General features: G+C 72.1%; 17 protein-coding genes. 8 read left to right on the forward strand and 9 right to left on the reverse strand.

The window, feature by feature from the left end:
- Nucleotides 1–90: 90 nt before the first annotated feature.
- Nucleotides 91–1335, reverse strand: coding sequence for a serine hydrolase domain-containing protein (locus OHB00_RS48560; RefSeq protein ID WP_406445136.1), 1245 nt, complete (start codon nucleotides 1333–1335; stop codon nucleotides 91–93).
- A 273-nt stretch (nucleotides 1336–1608) separates the two neighbouring features.
- Entirely contained in the window at nucleotides 1609–2079 is a 471-nt protein-coding gene (locus tag OHB00_RS48565) for a hypothetical protein (protein ID WP_406445137.1), read from the reverse strand.
- Nucleotides 2080–2447: 368 nt separating this feature from the next.
- On the opposite strand from OHB00_RS48565, the gene OHB00_RS48570 reads away from it, so the two are divergent.
- Together OHB00_RS48570 and OHB00_RS48575 are read left to right on the forward strand one after the other, a co-directional pair.
- The gene (locus OHB00_RS48570; protein WP_406445139.1) at nucleotides 2448–3797 is read left to right on the forward strand and encodes a transaminase; all 1350 of its coding nucleotides are present in this window, start codon (nucleotides 2448–2450) and stop codon (nucleotides 3795–3797) included.
- A gap of 31 nt (nucleotides 3798–3828) precedes the next feature.
- The gene (locus OHB00_RS48575; protein WP_403067493.1) at nucleotides 3829–4269 is read left to right on the forward strand and encodes an Lrp/AsnC family transcriptional regulator; all 441 of its coding nucleotides are present in this window, start codon (nucleotides 3829–3831) and stop codon (nucleotides 4267–4269) included.
- Between the two features lie 28 nt (nucleotides 4270–4297).
- On the opposite strand, the gene OHB00_RS48580 is transcribed toward OHB00_RS48575, so the two are convergent.
- Entirely contained in the window at nucleotides 4298–5395 is a 1098-nt protein-coding gene (locus tag OHB00_RS48580; protein ID WP_406445140.1) for a PP2C family protein-serine/threonine phosphatase, read from the reverse strand.
- Nucleotides 5396–5638: 243 nt separating this feature from the next.
- Between OHB00_RS48580 and OHB00_RS48585 the strand changes: the two genes are divergently transcribed.
- Both OHB00_RS48585 and OHB00_RS48590 read left to right on the forward strand, forming a co-directional pair.
- A complete protein-coding gene (locus OHB00_RS48585) occupies nucleotides 5639–6544 on the forward strand; it encodes a GNAT family N-acetyltransferase (protein ID WP_406445142.1) in 906 nt (301 codons plus the stop codon).
- A gap of 44 nt (nucleotides 6545–6588) precedes the next feature.
- Nucleotides 6589–6909: a hypothetical protein gene (locus tag OHB00_RS48590; RefSeq protein ID WP_406445144.1), complete on the forward strand. Its 321-nt coding sequence runs from the start codon at nucleotides 6589–6591 to the stop codon at nucleotides 6907–6909.
- On the opposite strand, the gene OHB00_RS48595 is transcribed toward OHB00_RS48590, so the two are convergent.
- The 4 genes from OHB00_RS48595 to OHB00_RS48610 all read right to left on the reverse strand — a co-directional run bounded on the left by OHB00_RS48595 (nucleotide 6906) and on the right by OHB00_RS48610 (nucleotide 10057).
- Nucleotides 6906–7817, reverse strand: coding sequence for a Gfo/Idh/MocA family protein (locus OHB00_RS48595; RefSeq protein ID WP_406445146.1), 912 nt, complete (start codon nucleotides 7815–7817; stop codon nucleotides 6906–6908). The genes OHB00_RS48590 and OHB00_RS48595 overlap by 4 nt on opposite strands.
- A gap of 47 nt (nucleotides 7818–7864) precedes the next feature.
- Entirely contained in the window at nucleotides 7865–8848 is a 984-nt protein-coding gene (tgmB, locus tag OHB00_RS48600; RefSeq protein WP_406445147.1) for an ATP-grasp ribosomal peptide maturase, read from the reverse strand.
- Between the two features lie 15 nt (nucleotides 8849–8863).
- The gene (gene tgmA, locus OHB00_RS48605) at nucleotides 8864–9055 is read right to left on the reverse strand and encodes a putative ATP-grasp-modified RiPP (protein WP_089102565.1); all 192 of its coding nucleotides are present in this window, start codon (nucleotides 9053–9055) and stop codon (nucleotides 8864–8866) included.
- A gap of 165 nt (nucleotides 9056–9220) precedes the next feature.
- Nucleotides 9221–10057, reverse strand: coding sequence for a fructosamine kinase family protein (locus OHB00_RS48610; RefSeq protein ID WP_406446329.1), 837 nt, complete (start codon nucleotides 10055–10057; stop codon nucleotides 9221–9223).
- 574 nt (nucleotides 10058–10631) lie between these two features.
- Between OHB00_RS48610 and OHB00_RS48615 the strand changes: the two genes are divergently transcribed.
- The 4 genes from OHB00_RS48615 (at nucleotide 10632) to OHB00_RS48630 (ending at nucleotide 14276) form a co-directional block, all read left to right on the forward strand.
- Nucleotides 10632–11300, forward strand: a complete 669-nt coding sequence (locus OHB00_RS48615) for a hypothetical protein (protein ID WP_406445150.1) — start codon at nucleotides 10632–10634, stop codon at nucleotides 11298–11300.
- A gap of 108 nt (nucleotides 11301–11408) precedes the next feature.
- A complete protein-coding gene (locus OHB00_RS48620; RefSeq protein ID WP_406445152.1) occupies nucleotides 11409–12797 on the forward strand; it encodes a glycoside hydrolase family 43 protein in 1389 nt (462 codons plus the stop codon).
- 235 nt (nucleotides 12798–13032) lie between these two features.
- Nucleotides 13033–13482 carry a hypothetical protein gene (locus OHB00_RS48625; RefSeq protein ID WP_406445154.1) on the forward strand — a complete coding sequence of 150 codons (450 nt, stop codon included), beginning with the start codon at nucleotides 13033–13035 and terminating at the stop codon, nucleotides 13480–13482.
- Between the two features lie 110 nt (nucleotides 13483–13592).
- On the forward strand, nucleotides 13593–14276 hold the full coding sequence (locus OHB00_RS48630; protein WP_406445155.1) for a class F sortase: 684 nt from the start codon (nucleotides 13593–13595) through the stop codon (nucleotides 14274–14276).
- Nucleotides 14277–14297: 21 nt separating this feature from the next.
- On the opposite strand, the gene OHB00_RS48635 is transcribed toward OHB00_RS48630, so the two are convergent.
- Both OHB00_RS48635 and OHB00_RS48640 read right to left on the reverse strand, forming a co-directional pair.
- A complete protein-coding gene (locus OHB00_RS48635; RefSeq protein WP_406445157.1) occupies nucleotides 14298–15305 on the reverse strand; it encodes a LacI family DNA-binding transcriptional regulator in 1008 nt (335 codons plus the stop codon).
- Nucleotides 15306–15307: 2 nt separating this feature from the next.
- A complete protein-coding gene (locus tag OHB00_RS48640) occupies nucleotides 15308–16609 on the reverse strand; it encodes an alpha-galactosidase (RefSeq protein ID WP_406445159.1) in 1302 nt (433 codons plus the stop codon).
- Between the last annotated feature and the right edge of the window lie 11 nt (nucleotides 16610–16620).

The raw sequence follows: 16620 nt of genomic DNA on the forward strand, positions 1-16620 counted from the left end.
CTTCGAATCCGCCCGGCGACTGTTCGCTTCTGTGTCAAGTGTCGGAAATGCCATGGGGCGATGGCGAGTTGAGGCCGCGCGGCCGTGTCGTCACCGTGTGGCGGAGGCCGGCACCGGCAGGTCGAAGACGTGGTCCGGGGAGATGATCCGGGTGATCGCCTGACCGAACAGGGTGCTGGGCTCGATGTCGCCGTGGTAGCTGATGTCGGTGTTGAGCAGCACCACGACGGTCGTCCGCGTCGACGGCAGGTAGACGGTCAGGGACTCGTAGCCCGGCAGTGAGCCGTTGTGCCCGATCCAGCCCTGGACGTCGAAGATGCCGAGACCGTACCCGGCGCCCTTGGCGCCGGTCGAAGGCGTGGTCAGCCGTTGCTTCTGGACGGCGGGGCCGACCATGGTCGTGCCGTCGGGGAAGACGCCCGTGGCCACGGTGCGGGCCCACGTGTGCAGGTCGTCCAGGTTCGAGATCATCGCGCCGGCCGCCCAGCCCCAGGACGGGTTCCAGCCGGCGGTCTCCTCGACCTTCCCGGTCGCCGTCTGGTCCGTGTAGCCCTGCGCGCGCGGGGCGGGGAACTCGTTCCCGGTCGGGAACAGGGTGTGGCTCATGCCTGCCGGCCTCGTGACGTGCTGTTCGATGTAGTCGCCGAGCCGCTGCCCGCTCTCCTTCTCGACGAGCAGGCCGAGCAGGATCAGGTTGGTGTTGGAGTAGTAGAACTTCTCCCCGGGCTGGAACATCACCGGGTGCCTGAAGGCGTAGGCGAGCAACTGCCGCGGGGCGAAGGCGCGCTGCGGATCCGAGGTCAGCGCCTTGAAGAAGCCGTCGTCCTCGGAGTAGTTGAACAGTCCGCTGCGCATCCCGGCCAAGTCCCGCAAGGTGATCCGGTCGCCGTTGGGTACGCCGTCGAAGTACTTGCCCACGGGGTCGTCCAGGCTGACCCTGCCCTGGTCGACGAGTTGCAGCACCGCCGTCACGGTGAACGTCTTGGTCTCGCTGCCGATCCGCATGTACAGGTCGGGAGACATCTGCTGCCCGGTCGCCTTGTTCGCGACCCCGAACGAGCGAACGTAGTCGCTCTGCCCGGGCGTCCACACACCGACGGTCACGCCGGGCACGTCCGCCTCACGCATGACGTGCTGCACGACCGCGTCGAGTCGGCGGGCCACCGCCGGGGTCATGGCGCGGACGTCCGGGCTGCCGGAGGGGGACGGGGTGGGCGAGGGCGCGGCGAACGCGGCCGGTGCGGAGGCGGGCGCCGTGCCGAGGGGCACGGTGAGTGTCCCCAGCACGACGGCGATCGCGGCCCCCCGGCGCGGCATGGCGGACCTGTACGGCATGGGCTGACTCCAAGCACGTGGGAGCGAACGTGCGGTGGGGTCGGACGTCGGAACCCTGAGTTCACAGGATACGAGCGCGCCCCCGACGCCGCCTGTCGGCCGCGGGCCGCCGGAACGCCGCTGCGGTCCCGGTAGGACGGGCGGGCCCGATCGGGGGAGGATTCACCCGACCCGGTGAGCGCGCCGGGCCGCGCGTACCACCGGCGCGTCCCGGGCGTTGCCCCGGCATGGACGGAACCACTCGCACGCCCCGGCGCACGTCCGGGGACGACCTCACTGCTCCTCGCACGCCGGCCGCAGCACCGCCAGTGTGCCGTTGGCCTCCCGCAGCGCCAGCTCCAGCGTGGCCGGTGCGTGCAACGCGCCACTGCCGTCGGGCGGCACCAGCCACTCCAGGAACCGCGCGGGCCGGTACGGCGGTGGTACGGCGACCCACGCCCCCTTGCCCGTGTACCGCAGCCCGGCCCCGATCCAGCCGCCGGCCGGATCGGGCGGCAGGAAGAACCCGACCCGGCGCGCCGCGGTGTCCACCAGGGTCGGTCCGGGCACCGGCAGGGACGGCCGCCACAGCAGGTCCAGCGTGAGCAGACCGAGCCGGTCCGGCACGCTCAGCACATCCCAGAAGCGGCCCGCCTCCAGCAGGGAGACGCCCTCCCCGTGGTCCCACTCCCACTTGCACGTCCGGGGGTCCGCCGAGGCCGCCGCGAGCCATTCCACGCCCTGCATCCACATCGTGTTCGTCATGCACCGCTCCGGGATATCTCCGCTCACCTGTATCGGACGCAGGGAACGACCGACACCAGGCATTCGGCGCGTCCGCGCGACAACCCGGCATATGCATGCTGGTAGATATTTCTAACTGGCGGAAGGGGTGGCGGACCCTGGCGTTTCAGGGCGGATGTTCGAACACTGTGCGCCGGTACGGGTGTTGTGCGGAGCGGCGGACTTCCCGCGACCTTCCTGCCGGCCTTTCGGTAACGTGTCCGCACCACGATCGACGCTCGAATCAGTCGTCACGGCAATCGATTCACTTGTCAGCCCTTGCTGCGAGGGCGGTATCGGTCGTACGCTCCCGTCATTCCGCCACCTCCGCTCCCGACCAGGGGTACTCCATGGACCGCACCCGACTGCACGCCCTCCTGGCCCGCGAGAGCGCCGAGGCCGAGCGGGGCAACCCCCGCTCCCGAGCCGCATATGCCGGCGCCGGACACCTCTTCGGCCGGGTCCCGATGACCTGGATGAACAAGACCGCCGGAGCCTTCCCCCGGTACCTGGCGACCGCGCGCGGCGCCCGGGTCACCGACGTCGACGGGCACACGTACATCGACTTCTGCCTCGGCGACACCGGCGCCATGGCAGGTCACTCGCCGGCCGCCGTGACCGAGGCGGTGCAGCGCCGGTTCGCCGAGCTGGGCGGGGCCACCGCGATGCTGCCGACGGAGGACGCGGAGTGGGTCGGCGCCGAGCTGACCCGCCGCTTCGGACTCGCCCGCTGGAGCTTCTCGCTCACCGCGACGGACGCCAACCGGTGGGCGATCCGGCTCGCCCGCGCCGTCACCGGGCGCCCGAAGATCCTGGTGAACAGCTACAGCTACCACGGCAGCGTCGACGAGTCCCTCATCGTCGTCGGCCCCGACGGCAAGGGAGCACCCCGCCCCGGGAACGTGGGCGCGCCCTGCGACGTCACCCTGACCAGCCGGGTGGCCGAGTTCAACGACCTGGACCAGCTGGAGCGCGAACTCGCCCATGGCGACGTCGCGGCCGTCCTCATGGAACCAGCCCTCACCAACATCGGCATCGTGCTGCCCGAACCCGGCTACCTGGACGGCGTGCGCGCCCTCACCCGGCAGTACGGCACGCTGCTGATCAACGACGAGACGCACACCTTCTCGGCGGGCCCCGGCGGCTGCACCGCCGCCTGGAATCTGGAGCCGGACCTGCTGACCATCGGCAAGGCCATCGGCGGCGGCATCCCGGCCGGCGCCTACGGCCTCTCCGCCGACCTCGCCGAGCGGCTCCTCGCCCGCGACGACCTGGACCTGGTGGACATGGGCGGGGTCGGCGGCACCCTCGCCGGCAACGCGCTCTCGGTGGCGGCGACCCGGGCCACTTTGGAGCACGTGCTCACCGACGCGGCCTTCGACCGCATGGCACGGCTCTCGGCACGGTTCGAGACCGGCGTCCGGGACGCCGTCGAGGCGTACGGCCTGCCCTGGTCGGTCAGCCGCCTCGGTGCCCGCACCGAGTACCGCTTCAGCTCCCCGGCCCCGCGCACGGGCACCGAGTCCGAGGCCGCCGCCGACCCCGAGCTGGAGGACTTCCTGCACCTCTACCTCGCCAACCGGGGCATTCTCCTCACTCCGTTCCACAACATGGCTCTGATGTGCCCCGACACCACCGAGCAGGACGTCGACACCCACACCGCGGTGTTCGGCGCCGCCCTGCTCGAACTGGCCGGCTGAGGATCCGAGGAACGGGAGGGAACGCGTGCACATGGACGACATCGACCGGGCCATCCTGCGCGAGCTCCAGGCCGACGGCCGTATCGCCTACGCCGACCTGGGCCCGAAGGTCGGCCTCTCCGCCTCGGCGGCCCGGCAGCGGCTGCAGCGCCTGCTGGACTCCCGGACCGTGCAGGTCGTCGGCGTCACCGACCCGATGGCCATGGGCGGCCAGGCGATGGCCCTGCTCGGCATCGGCGTGGACGGCGATCCCAGGGCGGTCGCCGACGCGCTCGCCGGGCACCCCGAGGTGGTGTACTCGGTGTTCACCTCGGGCGGCTTCGACCTGTTCGCCGAGGTGGTCACGCCCGGTCCGAAGGACCTCCTCGACTTCGTCAACGACGTGGTCCGGCCGATCGAGGGGGTACGCGAGGTACGGCCCTTCCCGTACTTCGGCATCCACACCCACCGCTTCCTGTGGGAGGTGGGCTGATCGGTCGGCCGGCGGCGGTGCCGGTAGCTCAGCCGATGGCCGGTGCCAGGACGAGCATGGTGGCGTCGTCACGCACCTCGTAGTGCCGGGCCAGGTCCGCCCACACCAGTTCGGTGAGCGCCGCCGCGTCCACCCCGGCGAACCCGGCGAGCCGCTCGGGGAGCGGATAGAAGTCCCCGGCCCCGTCGCGCGCCTCCCAGACCCCGTCCGAGGCGAGGAACAGCCGGTCACGCGACCCCAGCTCCACTGTGACCTCCTTCGCCGGATCCGCCCCCACCAGCCCGAGACCCAGCGGGGCCCCGGACGCGACGGCCAGCTCCTGGGCCCGGCCGTCCCGCAGCAGCACGGGCGCCGGATGACCGCAGGCCACGATCCGCACCGACCGCAGATCGGCGGAGAACTCCATCAGCAGGGCCGTGGCGAACAGCTCGGTGTTCGGGATGTCGGCCGAGTCCACCGTCAGCCTGCGGTCCATCCGCGCCGCCACCGACTCCAGGTCCTCCAGATCGAGGACCGCCTCCCGGAAAGCCCCCAGCAGCGACACCACCGTGGCGACGGCGGCCAGCCCGTGTCCCCGGACGTCCCCCATCACCGCCCGGACCCCGTACGGGCCGTCGCGCACGTCGAAGAAGTCCCCGCCGACCAGCGTGCCGTGCTGCGCGGCCCGGTACAGCCCCGCGCACCCCACCGCGCCGACCCGCTCCGGCAGCGGCGGCAGCACCGCTCGCTGCACCGCCTCGCCCACCGCCCGCTCGGTGAGCAGCTGGGCGTCCCGGTGACTGCGCACGTAGGACACGAAGACACTCAGCAGCGCCACGAACGTGACCGTGAGGAGGTCGGTGTCGCCGGGATGGTTCAGGTGGGTGGCGGGCACGTTGAGCAGGAGCACCACCAGGCAGCTGAGCACGGCCGTCGCCAGCGGGCCGTAGGAGAGGACGGCCAGCGGCGGGATCGCCCCGAGCAGGAAGCCGAAGTCGTGGCCGTCGGGGCTGATCAGCGTCGCCGCCGTCACGACCGCGAGCAGTGCGACGGGCAGCACCCGGACCCAGCGTGGCGGCGGCGCACCCTGCAACCAGCCACGACCGTCCCGGTAGCCACGCGACGACCAGCCGCGCACCGAAGTCACACCCCCAAGCTACGCCCGTGTTCGGTCAGCCGACACGTCTCGATCTTGGAAAGCCGCGCGGGAAAAGCGGTGGACGCCTCGGTGCCGGGGCCCCTAGCGTGTGCGTGCACGCCCGAGACCGGACGGAAGGAGGCGAGTGCGATGCACATCACACCCATCCCGCGCTCCCTCCCCGTTTCCCGGGCGTGACAGGTCAGAGCTGACCCGGGAGCGCTCCCCGTAGCACGCATCCCGGAGGAATCCGTGACCGATCCGGTCATCCGTACGCTCGACGACAGCTCCGCCCACCTCTTCGACACCCTGCCCGACCCGCTGCGCCTGCGGGAGAAGCACCAGCGCACCCGGTTCCGTCCCGAGTGGCAGCGGGTCGCCCTGCGCGACGGACGTGTGGTCGCCCGGGCCGCCTGGTGGGGTGCGCCCGATGCCACCGAACCCCTGGTGATCAACTGGCTCGACGTGGCCGAGGGCGAGGAAGAGGCCGGCGCCGAGCTGCTGCGCGGCGCGCCCTGGCAGGTGGAGGAACTCGAACTCGACCTGCCGACCGGCTGGCGCGACGTCCCCGCCCTGCGCGCCGCCGCCGAGACCCGCTTCACAGCCGCCCGGAAAGCGGGCTTCGAACTGCTGGTGGAGCGTTACAACTACCGCTGGACCCCCGGGTGCGGCCTGCCCGAACGGCCCGGCCGCCTCGTCTTCACCGCCGAACCCGACGACCGGGTGTTCTTCGACGCCCTGCGCCGCATCCACTCCGACACCCTGGACGCCCGTGCCCGCCGCGCCATCGAGAAGGGCGGAGTGGACCAGGCGGCCCAGGAGGAGATGGACTTCTTCCACTGGATGCCCTCGCCCCGCGAGTGGTGGCAGATCGGCCGTACCCGCGACGGCGAGCCGGTCGGCATCCACATCCCAGGGCACAATCCGGCGGGGCCCTGTGTCGGGTTCATCGGCGTCCTGCCCGAGCAGCGCGGGCACGGGTACGCCTACGACCTGCTCGTGGAGTGCACGCACTTCCTCGTCGAACAGGGCGCCGAGTTCATCGCCGCCGCCACCGACCAGGGCAACGTGCCCATGGCCGCGCACTTCGCCAGGGCCGGATACCCGGTCGTCCGGGAGCGGGTGAACTTCTGGGCGGGCGCTGTCAGTGCCGGGTGACATGCTGACAGCGCGGTGATCGACAGCTGACGGGAGGAGCCGGTATGGGGTTCGAGGGTGACGTGTGGCAGGTGCGCGGCGGGCTGGAGCCCATCGGCGAGATCGTCGTCGACGAGGCCGACTTCCCCTGGCTGCACGGCACCTTCGCCCCCGGTCCCGGCTTCGCGGGCGTCCGGGACCTGTTCGCCAGGGAGCTGGTCCTGGCGCAGGAGGAGGACTGGGAGGCCTGGGAAGAGGTGCAGGACCGGATCAGCCGCCAGGTGTCCCTGATCTCGCCGGACGGCCCGGTCCCCGAGTTCCTGCTGCACATCGAGGGGGACCGGGCCTGGTTCAGATGGAGTGACGAGCCGTTCGACGGGGACTAGCCGAGCAGTCGGGCGGCCGACCGGGCGACGTCCTTGCCGAGCAAGGTCTCCGCCTCCGCGAGGATCTCGGTGACCCGTAGCCCGAAGGCCGCGTCGCACGCGTGCGCCCGGCCCGTGCGCGCGGCCGTGAGCAGGGCGTCGGCGGCCCGGGTCAGCGCCGGGACCGCTCCTTCCGTACTCCTCGGAAGGAGCGTGACCCCGGCCTCGCCCCGCAGCTCCACATCGGCCCCGGCCGCCGCCGGGGGCGCGGTGAGGCTGAGCGTCACCGTGCTGGACGCCCCGCCGGCGTGGTCGAGGACGAGATGGACGGTGTCCGCGGGGCCGTGCACCGCAGCCGCCACCCGCCGGACGTCGCCCAGGACCGGCAGCAGCACGGACAGGGCGTGCGGACCCACGTCCCACAGCGCGCCCTTCTCCCGCCGCCATGGCGAGTCGGCGAACGGGCTCTCCCCGGTGAACACGGAACCCAGCCAGTGCGCCCGGCCCGTGAACCATCCCTGCGTGGCGGCCTGTTCGCCGATCCACGCCTCCGGCTCCTGCTGGAACCGGGTGGTGAAGAACACCACGGAGGCGATCCCGGCCCGCTCGGCCGCCTCCGCCACCGCCCGCCCCTCGGCGACGCCGAGCGCGAGCGGCTTGTCCAGCAGCAGATGCCGGCCGGCCGCCGCGGCCCGCACCGCCAGTTCCGCCTGGACGACCGGCGGCAGCGCCACGGCCACCGCTTCCACGTCACCGAACAGCGCGTCCACGTCGTCGTAGGCCCGGACGCCGTACTCCCCGGCCAGTTCCGCGGCGGCCTCGGGGCGGCGGCCCCACACCCCGACGAAGTCCAGCGAACCGTGCCCCGCCAGCGCGGGGGCGTACGCCGCCCGCGCCCAGGGCCCCGTCCCCAGCAGTGCGATGCGCATCTCCCGTTCCTTTCTCCGTACCCGGCTCCACATCGTCGCCCAACCCGTCAAGGCGTCGCACTCCGCCCCCCGCCGGCGTACGACCGGCACCGGTCGGTGCCGTGCGCCAGCCATCCGGCGATGGCCTCGGCGATCGGCTGGCCGGTGTCCATCTCCACGAACCCGAACTGGCCCGACTGGTTGCACTCCAGGAACCACCAGATGCCGTCCGCGTCCTCCGCGAAGTCGAAGGCCCCGTAAGCCAGCTCGGCGTCCTTCATGTACGTGCGGACGGCCTCGGCGACTCGTGGCGGCACCTCGGTCTCCCGCCAGGGAGAGTCCGACGGCGCGAACCGGACGTCCACGTCGTCGGGGTGGGCGTCCGGGCTCACCGGCTTACGAGCGCCCAGCAGCCGCTCGCCGACCACCGTCAGCCGGATGTCGGCCCGCTTGGCGACCCGCCGCTGCAACAGCGTCGGGCCGAACGCCACCGCCGCGAAGTCGGTGTCCGGCGCCACCCGGCTGGTCGGCACCGCCCGCGGGGGCTCCTGCGGATGCGCGCCCGACACCGGCTTGACCACGAGGTCCGGGAACCGCTCGGCGAACTCCCGGGCCGCCTGCGGAAACGTGGTGATCAGCGTGGCGGGCACGGCGAGCCCGCTGCGCTGCGCCAGCCGCAGTTGCCACGGCTTGTGGCGGGCCCGGCGGGCCGCGTCCGGATGGTTCATCCAGCGCGCCTCGGTCCCGCGCAGCATGCCGTACAGCGCCTGCTCGGACTCCTCGGTGAGCCAGCTGGACGGCTGTGCCGCCCGGGCGGCCGCGGCCCCCGGCCTGCGCAGCCATATGGAGCGCAGGCCGTCCATGCTCACCAGGCGCCCGTTCACGGACAGATGTCCGCGGCTGACGCCCTGCACATACTCGCCCGACAGGGCCACACCACTGGTCAGATCGGCAGGATCCAGGCGGACGACGGGCACGTGGGCCTCGTGCAGCCGGAGGACCACCATGTCCGCCGTCACGTCCTCGTCACTGGTCAGGATGAGCACGGTCATCGTGAAGATCCGCGATCAGTCGTCGAAGTGCGTCTTGGAGCCCGCCGTGGAGGTCGTGGTCCCCAGGGCTCTGAGCGTTGCGTGATCGGTGGCTGCGATCCGGCCATCGTGGAGAACGTTCAACTGCAGTCCGGAGTCATACGCGTACGGAGTGGTGACGTCCAACTGCACTGCGGGGCGTGCGTAGTTGAGCGCGAACGGTTGCATGGTCTCTCCCTGTTTCGTTCTTCCATGCACTTATACGATTCGAACGCGTGGTTGGTTTCCTTACTCTGCGTAATCTCAGCCCGAATTAAGAGCTTGTTAAGGGAGAACCGGCGAATCGCTCTTGTACGTGGCCGATTTCACATTCCCGTACGGCGCATGACGGTGTCACATGTCCGCGAAATTCCGGGATGTCGTCAAAGCCTGTTCGGCATAGCTCCGTCCGAAGAGCACGGCATGTACCAGCAGCGGGAACAGCTGGTGCAGGCCGATTCGCCCGGCCCAGCCGTCGGACAGCGGAGCCGCCTCCTGATAGCTCTCCACGATCCGGTCCAGATGCGGGCAGCCGAAGAGGCGGAGCATCGCGAGGTCGGTCTCGCGGTGCCCGCCGTGCGCGGCCGGGTCGATCAGCCGGACCCTGCCGTCGGCGCCCCACAGGACATTGCCGCTCCACAGGTCGCCGTGCAGCCGGGCGGGCGGCTCGGGCGGCCCCGCGAGCTCCGGCAGCCGCTCACAGACCCGCTCGATCACGACGGCCTCGCCCGGCCGCAGCGCCCCCAGGTCGACGGCTTCGCGCAGATACGGCAGCACCCGGTGCTCGGCGTACCAGTGCGGCCAGTCCGTGCCGGACTCGTTGCGCATCGGGGCGAGACCGATCCAGGCGTCGCGTGGACCGTCCGGCGGAGCGGCACCGAAAGCCGGCGCGCCGGCCGCGTGCAGAGCCGCCAGCGCCCGCCCGAAACGCGTCGCCGCCTCGGCGTCCGGCCGTCCGGTGGGGACCAGCTCGGTCACCATCCACCGCTCGTCGTGCCCGAGCACCTCCGGCACCGGTACCGCTCGGGCGGCGGCCAGCCAGCGCAGCCCGGCCACCTCGGCCCGCACCGCTTCGAGGCCGTCCCCGCGCTTGACCATGACCACGGGACCGCCCGCGAGCGTCACCTCGGCCAACCCGCCCGACCGCACGCGCTCACCGGAAACCGGCCGCCCGGTGAGCCGGGCGGCCACCGCACCCGGACCCTCGCCGCCGCCGGCCACGCCCACCAGGGTACGGGCGGCCGCGATCACGAGCCCCGGGCACACCGTCCGCGGCGAGGCGCGCACCGCGTCCCGGAACGGCCGCGCGGAACCCGTCGGCGCCCGTCGGCGCGAGACGCCCGAAGCCGGCCGATCGCGTGGACACCCCGTCACCTCGCCCCCTCCGGCACGGCAGGGGTGGCGTGGACGACCGCACCGGTCATGACGCCGACCAGGAGTGCGAGCGGACGGCGCGGGCATGTGCGGTCCGCTCCGACGGATTCCGACGCGTTCCGGCGGACTGCCGGACCGGGTCCGGGCGCCACCGGCCCCTGGGGGCGGCCGGCGGAGGCGGAAGGGGCAGGGGGCGGGCCGGAGCGGCTGTGCGGTGGTGTTCCGGTGGGGAGCGAAGTGGCTGAGGAGGCGTCGTTGACAGCGCCCGGCCGTCCCCTGCCGTTGAGCTCCGCACAGCAGGTCGCACCGCTTTCGATATCCCGGACGAGAGTCCGTGGGGCGAGGAACGGGAATTCCCGGCCCCGCGCTCGACATGCGGAGGAAACCGACGATGAGCGAGCAGCAGCACGGCGGGGTGACCCGGCGTCAGGCCCTCGGGCTGGCCGCGGCAGCGGCGACGGCACTGGAGAGCGGGCTGCTCTCGACACCGGCGGCCGCGAGCGCGTGCGCGGGCGGTGCCCCGCGTGAGCGGTCCTTCGACGAGGGCTGGCTCTTCCTGCGCGGCGACGCCGACGGCGCGCGGGCACCGTCGTACGACGACAGCACCTGGCGCCCGCAGGACCTCCCGCACGACTGGAGCATCGAGGACCTGCCCTGCGCCACCTCCACGGACGGGGCCGCCACCAGCGACCCGTCCCTGCTCGTCCTCCAGGACCCGGCCCCGGACCAGCCCCCGGCCCCGCAGGTGATCGGGCCGTTCGACACCGCGCGCAGCCAGCACGGCGGCTCGACCGGCTACACCGTGGGCGGCATCGGCTGGTACCGCAAGCACTTCACACCGCCGACCGGCCATGCCGAGCTGCGCTTCGACGGCGTGGCCGACGGCACCCCGCACAACGTGGACAGCTTCAAGCAGCCCCGCCGCCACACCTGGCACGGACGGGCCCTGGCCGTTCTCCGCTCCGCCGGGCGACCGGGCCGCCTCACGCTCACCGCCACGGCTCCCGGACTGCGTCCCGCGCGCCTGACGCTCCCCGTGCGCACAGCGAATTCCCAGTAACTCCCTTGTTACGTAAGCATTGACGCGCCCCACGCGTCCCTCTAGTTTCTGATCGGTTTTCCGAACCGTGTCCGAAATCCCGGACATCCCCCCTCGTCTGGAGCGCACATGAACGGCACCCCCCTGTCCCGCCGTCACTTCCTCGGTGCGGCCGCGACCGTCCCCCTCGCCGCCACCGGCGCCCTCGCCCTGGGTACCGGGTCCGCGCACGCCGCCACCAACTCGGCCTACGTGATGTGCTACTTCACCGAGTCCCCGGACATGCTCGCCGCCAACTACGGCCTGCACCTGGCCGTCAGCACCGACGGCCTGCAGTGGACCCCGCTCAACCAGAACGACCCCGTCGCCACCCCCACCGCGGGCTCCCTCGGCCTGCGCGACCCCTTCATCCTGCGCAAGCAGGACGGCACCTTCGTGGTGCTCGCCACCGACCTCTACGGCACCGACTGGAGCTACGTCAGCCAGTACATCCACGTCTGGGACTCCACCGACCTGCGTACCTTCACCGGCTACCGGCGGATGAAGCTGCACGACATGGACACCCACGCCTGGGCGCCCGAGGCCTTCTGGGACGCCGGACGCGGCACGTACGGCGTCATCTACTCCGCCGTCAACAGCAGCGGCCACAACGTCATCATGATCAACTACACGGGCGACTTCATCACAGCCGGCGACCCCCAGGTCTTCTTCGACCCCGGCTACGACGTCATCGACGGCGACCTGGCCGTCGGCGTCAACGGCGTCAACTACCTCTACTTCAAGAAGAACTCGACGCTCGTCGGCGCCCGCTCCACCTCACTGGACCCGGGCAGCTTCACGGAGTTCAGCACGGCCGTCTCGCACAACGGCACCGAGGCCCCGGAATTGGTCAAGTCCCTCACCTCCAGCTCGACCTGGTACCTCTGGGGCGACACCTGGAGCCCCAACGGCGTCTTCTACGCCTGGCAGAGCAGCGACCTGTCCGCCGGCACCTGGACCGCCCTCGACCAGAAGACCTACACCCAGCCGCTCAACTCCAAGCACTGCGGCATCCAGCCCATCACCTCGACCGAGTACAACAACCTCGTCGCCAAGTGGGGCACCCCCGCCTGGAACCGGCTGAAGTCCTACAACTACCCGGCCAGATACGTCCGGCACAGCAACTTCGTCGGCCGGATCGACGAGTACGCCTTCGACCCGTACACCGACGGCATGTGGAAACTGGTCCCCGGTCTCGCCGACAGCGCGGGCGTGTCCTTCCAGTCGGTGAACTACCCGACCCGCTATCTGCGCCACTACGACTACCAGCTGCGGCTCGACGAGAACGACAGCACCACGGCGTTCGCCCAGGACGCCACGTTCTACCGGACGGCCGGCCTCGCCGACTCCTCCTGGTCCTCGTTCCGCTCGTACAACTACCCGACGCGCTACATCCGCCATTCCGACTACGTGCTGCGCATCGACCCCATCTCCACGAGCACGGACCAGGCCGACGCCACCTTCCGCGTCGGCTACTGACACCGGGGCGGGCCCGTCACGCGGCGACACGCCGACGGCGGGCCCATCACCGCCCGAATGGCGGCGTGTCCTTGTTCCGGATTGACCCAGCCGGGCGGTGTTGGGCGTGTCGTCACCACGGATGGGCGGCCTGGATGGTGCGCGCCGCGGGGCTGGCTGACGGTGGTTCATGTCGGGGCCGGGTCGTTACAGCTGATGGAGTATCGGCGCCCGGCCGCGGCGGAAGGACATCGAGATGCGTTCTGCCCGCATGATCCTCGCGACCACGGCCGCCACCGCGGCCCTCGCGTTCTCCGCCCCCGCGGCCCAGGCCGCGGTCGCGGGGGACTGGGACAACGGAGGCCGTGACGACTCTTCCTACAGCAACAACGACAGCAAGTTCGACCCCGAGACCTACAAGGGTCAGGACGGCCAGGGAGGCAAGGGGGACCAGGGAGGCAAGGAAGACCAGGGAGGCAAGCAGGACCAGGGAGGCAAGCAGGACCAGGGGGGCAAGGGGAAGGACGAGGGCGGCTCGTCGTGGGGCGACGACGAGGAGAGCGACCGGCCGCACGGCGGCATGCACACCGGTGGCGGGGGCCTCGCCACGCCCGGCGTCACCGCCGGCGGACTGGCCGTGCTCGGCGTAGCGGCCACCGGTGCCTACGCGCTGCGGCGCAGGAGAGTCACCGGGCCCGTGTCCTGATGGGCCTACGCATACGGAGGCCGCGGTGCCGTCGGCGCTCCACACGCCGACGGCACCGCGACCCCTGTGTCCCGCCCTCCCGCTGCCGTGCCCCAGAAAGGTGACCTCCGATGGCAGCTGGCCCCACCCCGAACCCCGACGACCCCCGCGGCCCTGACGACCTGAACGGCCCCGACAGCCCCGCGCGCGGCGGACGGCTGCCCGTGTGGGGCATCGCCGTCATGCTCCTGGCCGTGGCGCTGATCGGCGGACACCCGGGCGGCTCCGACACCACCGGCACCGGCCGGCCCGAGGGCACCGACGCCGCCCCCTCGGCCGATCCGCGCCGGTCGGGCGAGGTGCTTCCCCGGTCCGCGCCGACCCGCCTGCTCATCCCGAAGATCGCCGTCGACGCCCCCTTCACCGTCCTCACCATGGGCTCCACGGGCCAGCTGGCCCCCCCTCCGGCCGACAACACCAACCTCGTCGGCTGGTACTCCAGGGGCGCGGCGCCCGGCGAGGCGGGCACCGCGATCATCGCGGGCCACGTCGACACCATGACGGGGCCGGCGGTCTTCGTCAGGCTGGACGAACTGGAACGCGGCGACCGGTTCACGGTGAGCCGGGCCGACGGCTCGGACGCGGACTTCGTGGTCGACGACGCCGACACCTTCGCCAAGGACGACTTCCCCAGCGACCGCGTCTACGCGGACACCCGCCGCCCCGAGGTACGCCTGATCACCTGCGCCGGCGACTACGACCACGACGCCAAGGACTACACCGAGAACCTCGTCGTCTTCGCCCATCTGGTCTGACAGCGCACCGGCACCGCCGGATCAGCCACCGGTGGACTCCCGTACCACCAGCCGGAACGGACCGGTGAACTCCTCCCGCTCCGGTCCCGGCCCACCCCGGTCGATGCGGGCCGCCAGCAGGGCGACCGCGCGGTCGGCCATCAGATCGTGGTCCGGGTCGACGGTGGACAGGGAGGGGACGAGGAAGGCGCTCTCGTCGACGTTGTCGAAGCCGATCACCTTGACCTGGTCCGGCACCCGGACCCCGGCGTCGGCGAGGGCGCGCAGCACGCCCATGGCCACCGTGTCCGTCACACAGAACACCCCGTCGAAGCCGAGGCCGTCCGCCATCCGCTCCCGGATGCCGCGGGCGGCCCCCCGCATGGTGAGGGACCCGGCGGTCACCACCAGCTCCGGGTCCGCCGGCAGCCCCGCTGCCGCGAGCGCCCGCAGGTACCCGGCGTGCCGCAGGCTCGACACGTCGACCTCACCGCCCAGCGCTCCGCACACCAGAGCGATCCGCCGGCAGCCCCGCTCCACGAGATGGCGTGTCGCGGCCTCGGAGGCGGCCTCGTTCGGCATGGCGACATGGTCGACCGGCCCGCCGAAGATGCGCTCGCCGAGGATCACCACCGGATGATCGACGTCGAGCGCGCCGACATCGGCCGGGCCCATGCCGGCCGTGCTGAGGATGAGGCCGTCGTAGAGCCGGTTGCGGGACAGGGAGAGCGCCGCCAGCTCGTTCTCCCGGCGGGCGCCCGTCTGCTCGATGCTCACCCGCAGGCCGTGCCGGGCGGCCGCCGCGATGATCGAGGCGGCCAGCCGGCCGTAGTAGGGGCGGTTGATCTCGGGGACGGCCAGTCCGATGGTCCCGGTCCGGCCCTTGCGCAGATTGCGGGCGGCCACGTTGACCCGGTAGCCGAGCCGGTCCATCGCCTCCAGAACGCGTTCCCGGGTGGCCGGGCGGACGTTGGGGTGCTTGTTGATCACGTTGGAGACGGTCATCGCCGACACCCCGGCGGCCCTCGCCACGTCCTGGATCGTCGCCACGCTCACTCCCGCCGGCTGTCCTCGGCAAGACGATAGAGGGCGGCGCCGTGGGCGGGCAGCACGGCGGCCAGCTGCCGGCCGTCGTGGGCGGTGTCGGTATGCGTCCACAGCTCCCGGACCCGGTCGCGGGGGGTGGCTCCGACCGACCCCAGCGGCACCTCGAAGCGCCGCTCCTCGTCGGCCAGCGAGAACACCGCCGCGTACCGGGCGTGCCCGTCGGTGTCCCGGGCGGTCCACAGCACCAGGTCCCGCTCCCGCAGCACCTCCTGGTTGCCGGTGCTGTGCCACAGCACGTCGAGTGCCTCGTCGTTGGTGAGCAGCGCGATGGTGTCCTGCGGCGAGGTCGGCAGGTCGCCGCCCATCATCAGCGGGGAGCGGGAGATCAGCCAGAGGGTGAGGAGGCTGACCTGTTCGGGGTGGGTCAGGGCGGACTGGCGGTCCGCGCCGCGCTCGGCGCGGATCCCGATGTGCCCGAGCGGCAGCATGTCGGCGTCCGCCCAGCCCGCCCGGCCCTGCCAGGGCGCCCAGCGGGCCATCCGGGCGAACTGCGCCTCGACGTCCTCCCAGCGGTCCCACAGGTCGTCGCAGACCCGCCACATGGTGGCGTGCTCCCGCAGATGGTCCAGGCGGGCGAGGGACATGTCGGTGCCGGGGGAGAGGCTCAGCTCGATGGCCCGCCCACTGCGTTCGACGGCCCGCGCATAGGCGGCGATCTCCCGCTCGTGGTACGGGAAGAGCATGTCGTCGGCCTTGACGAAGTCCACGCCCCACGCGGCGAACTGGGCGACCTGGGAGTCGTAGTAGGCCTGGGCGCCGGGATGGTCGTGGTTCAGGCCGTAGTTGTCGGAGTTCCAGGGGCACACGGAGCCGGTGTCGGCCACGTCGGCGGCCGTGAACTCCGTCCCGAGCACGGGCAGTGCGGCCTCGACCGCGCGCCGCGGGACGCCCCGCATGATGTGCAGTCCGAACCGCAGGCCCATGGCGTGCACCCGGGCGGCCAGCGGCCCGAACCCCGCCCCGCCCGCGGCGGAGGGGAACCTGTTGGGGGCGGGGAGCTGACGGCCGTGGCCGTCGAGAACGAGGGGGGCGTCCGGGTTGTAGCCGTGGGCGCGGGCGGTGGGCTCGTACCACTGGATGTCGACGACGACGGTGTCCCAGCCGTGCGGGAGCAGGTGCTCGCGCATGAACACGGCGTTGGCCAGGACCTCTTCCTCGGTGACGGTGGTGCCGTAGCAGTCCCAGCTGTTCCAGCCCATGGGCGGGCGCAGCCGGCGGGCGGGCAGCGGACGTGCGGTTCGGGTCATGTGCGCACTCC

The sequence above is a fragment of the Streptomyces sp. NBC_00631 genome (assembly GCF_045206895.1).
Lineage (GTDB): Bacteria > Actinomycetota > Actinomycetes > Streptomycetales > Streptomycetaceae > Streptomyces.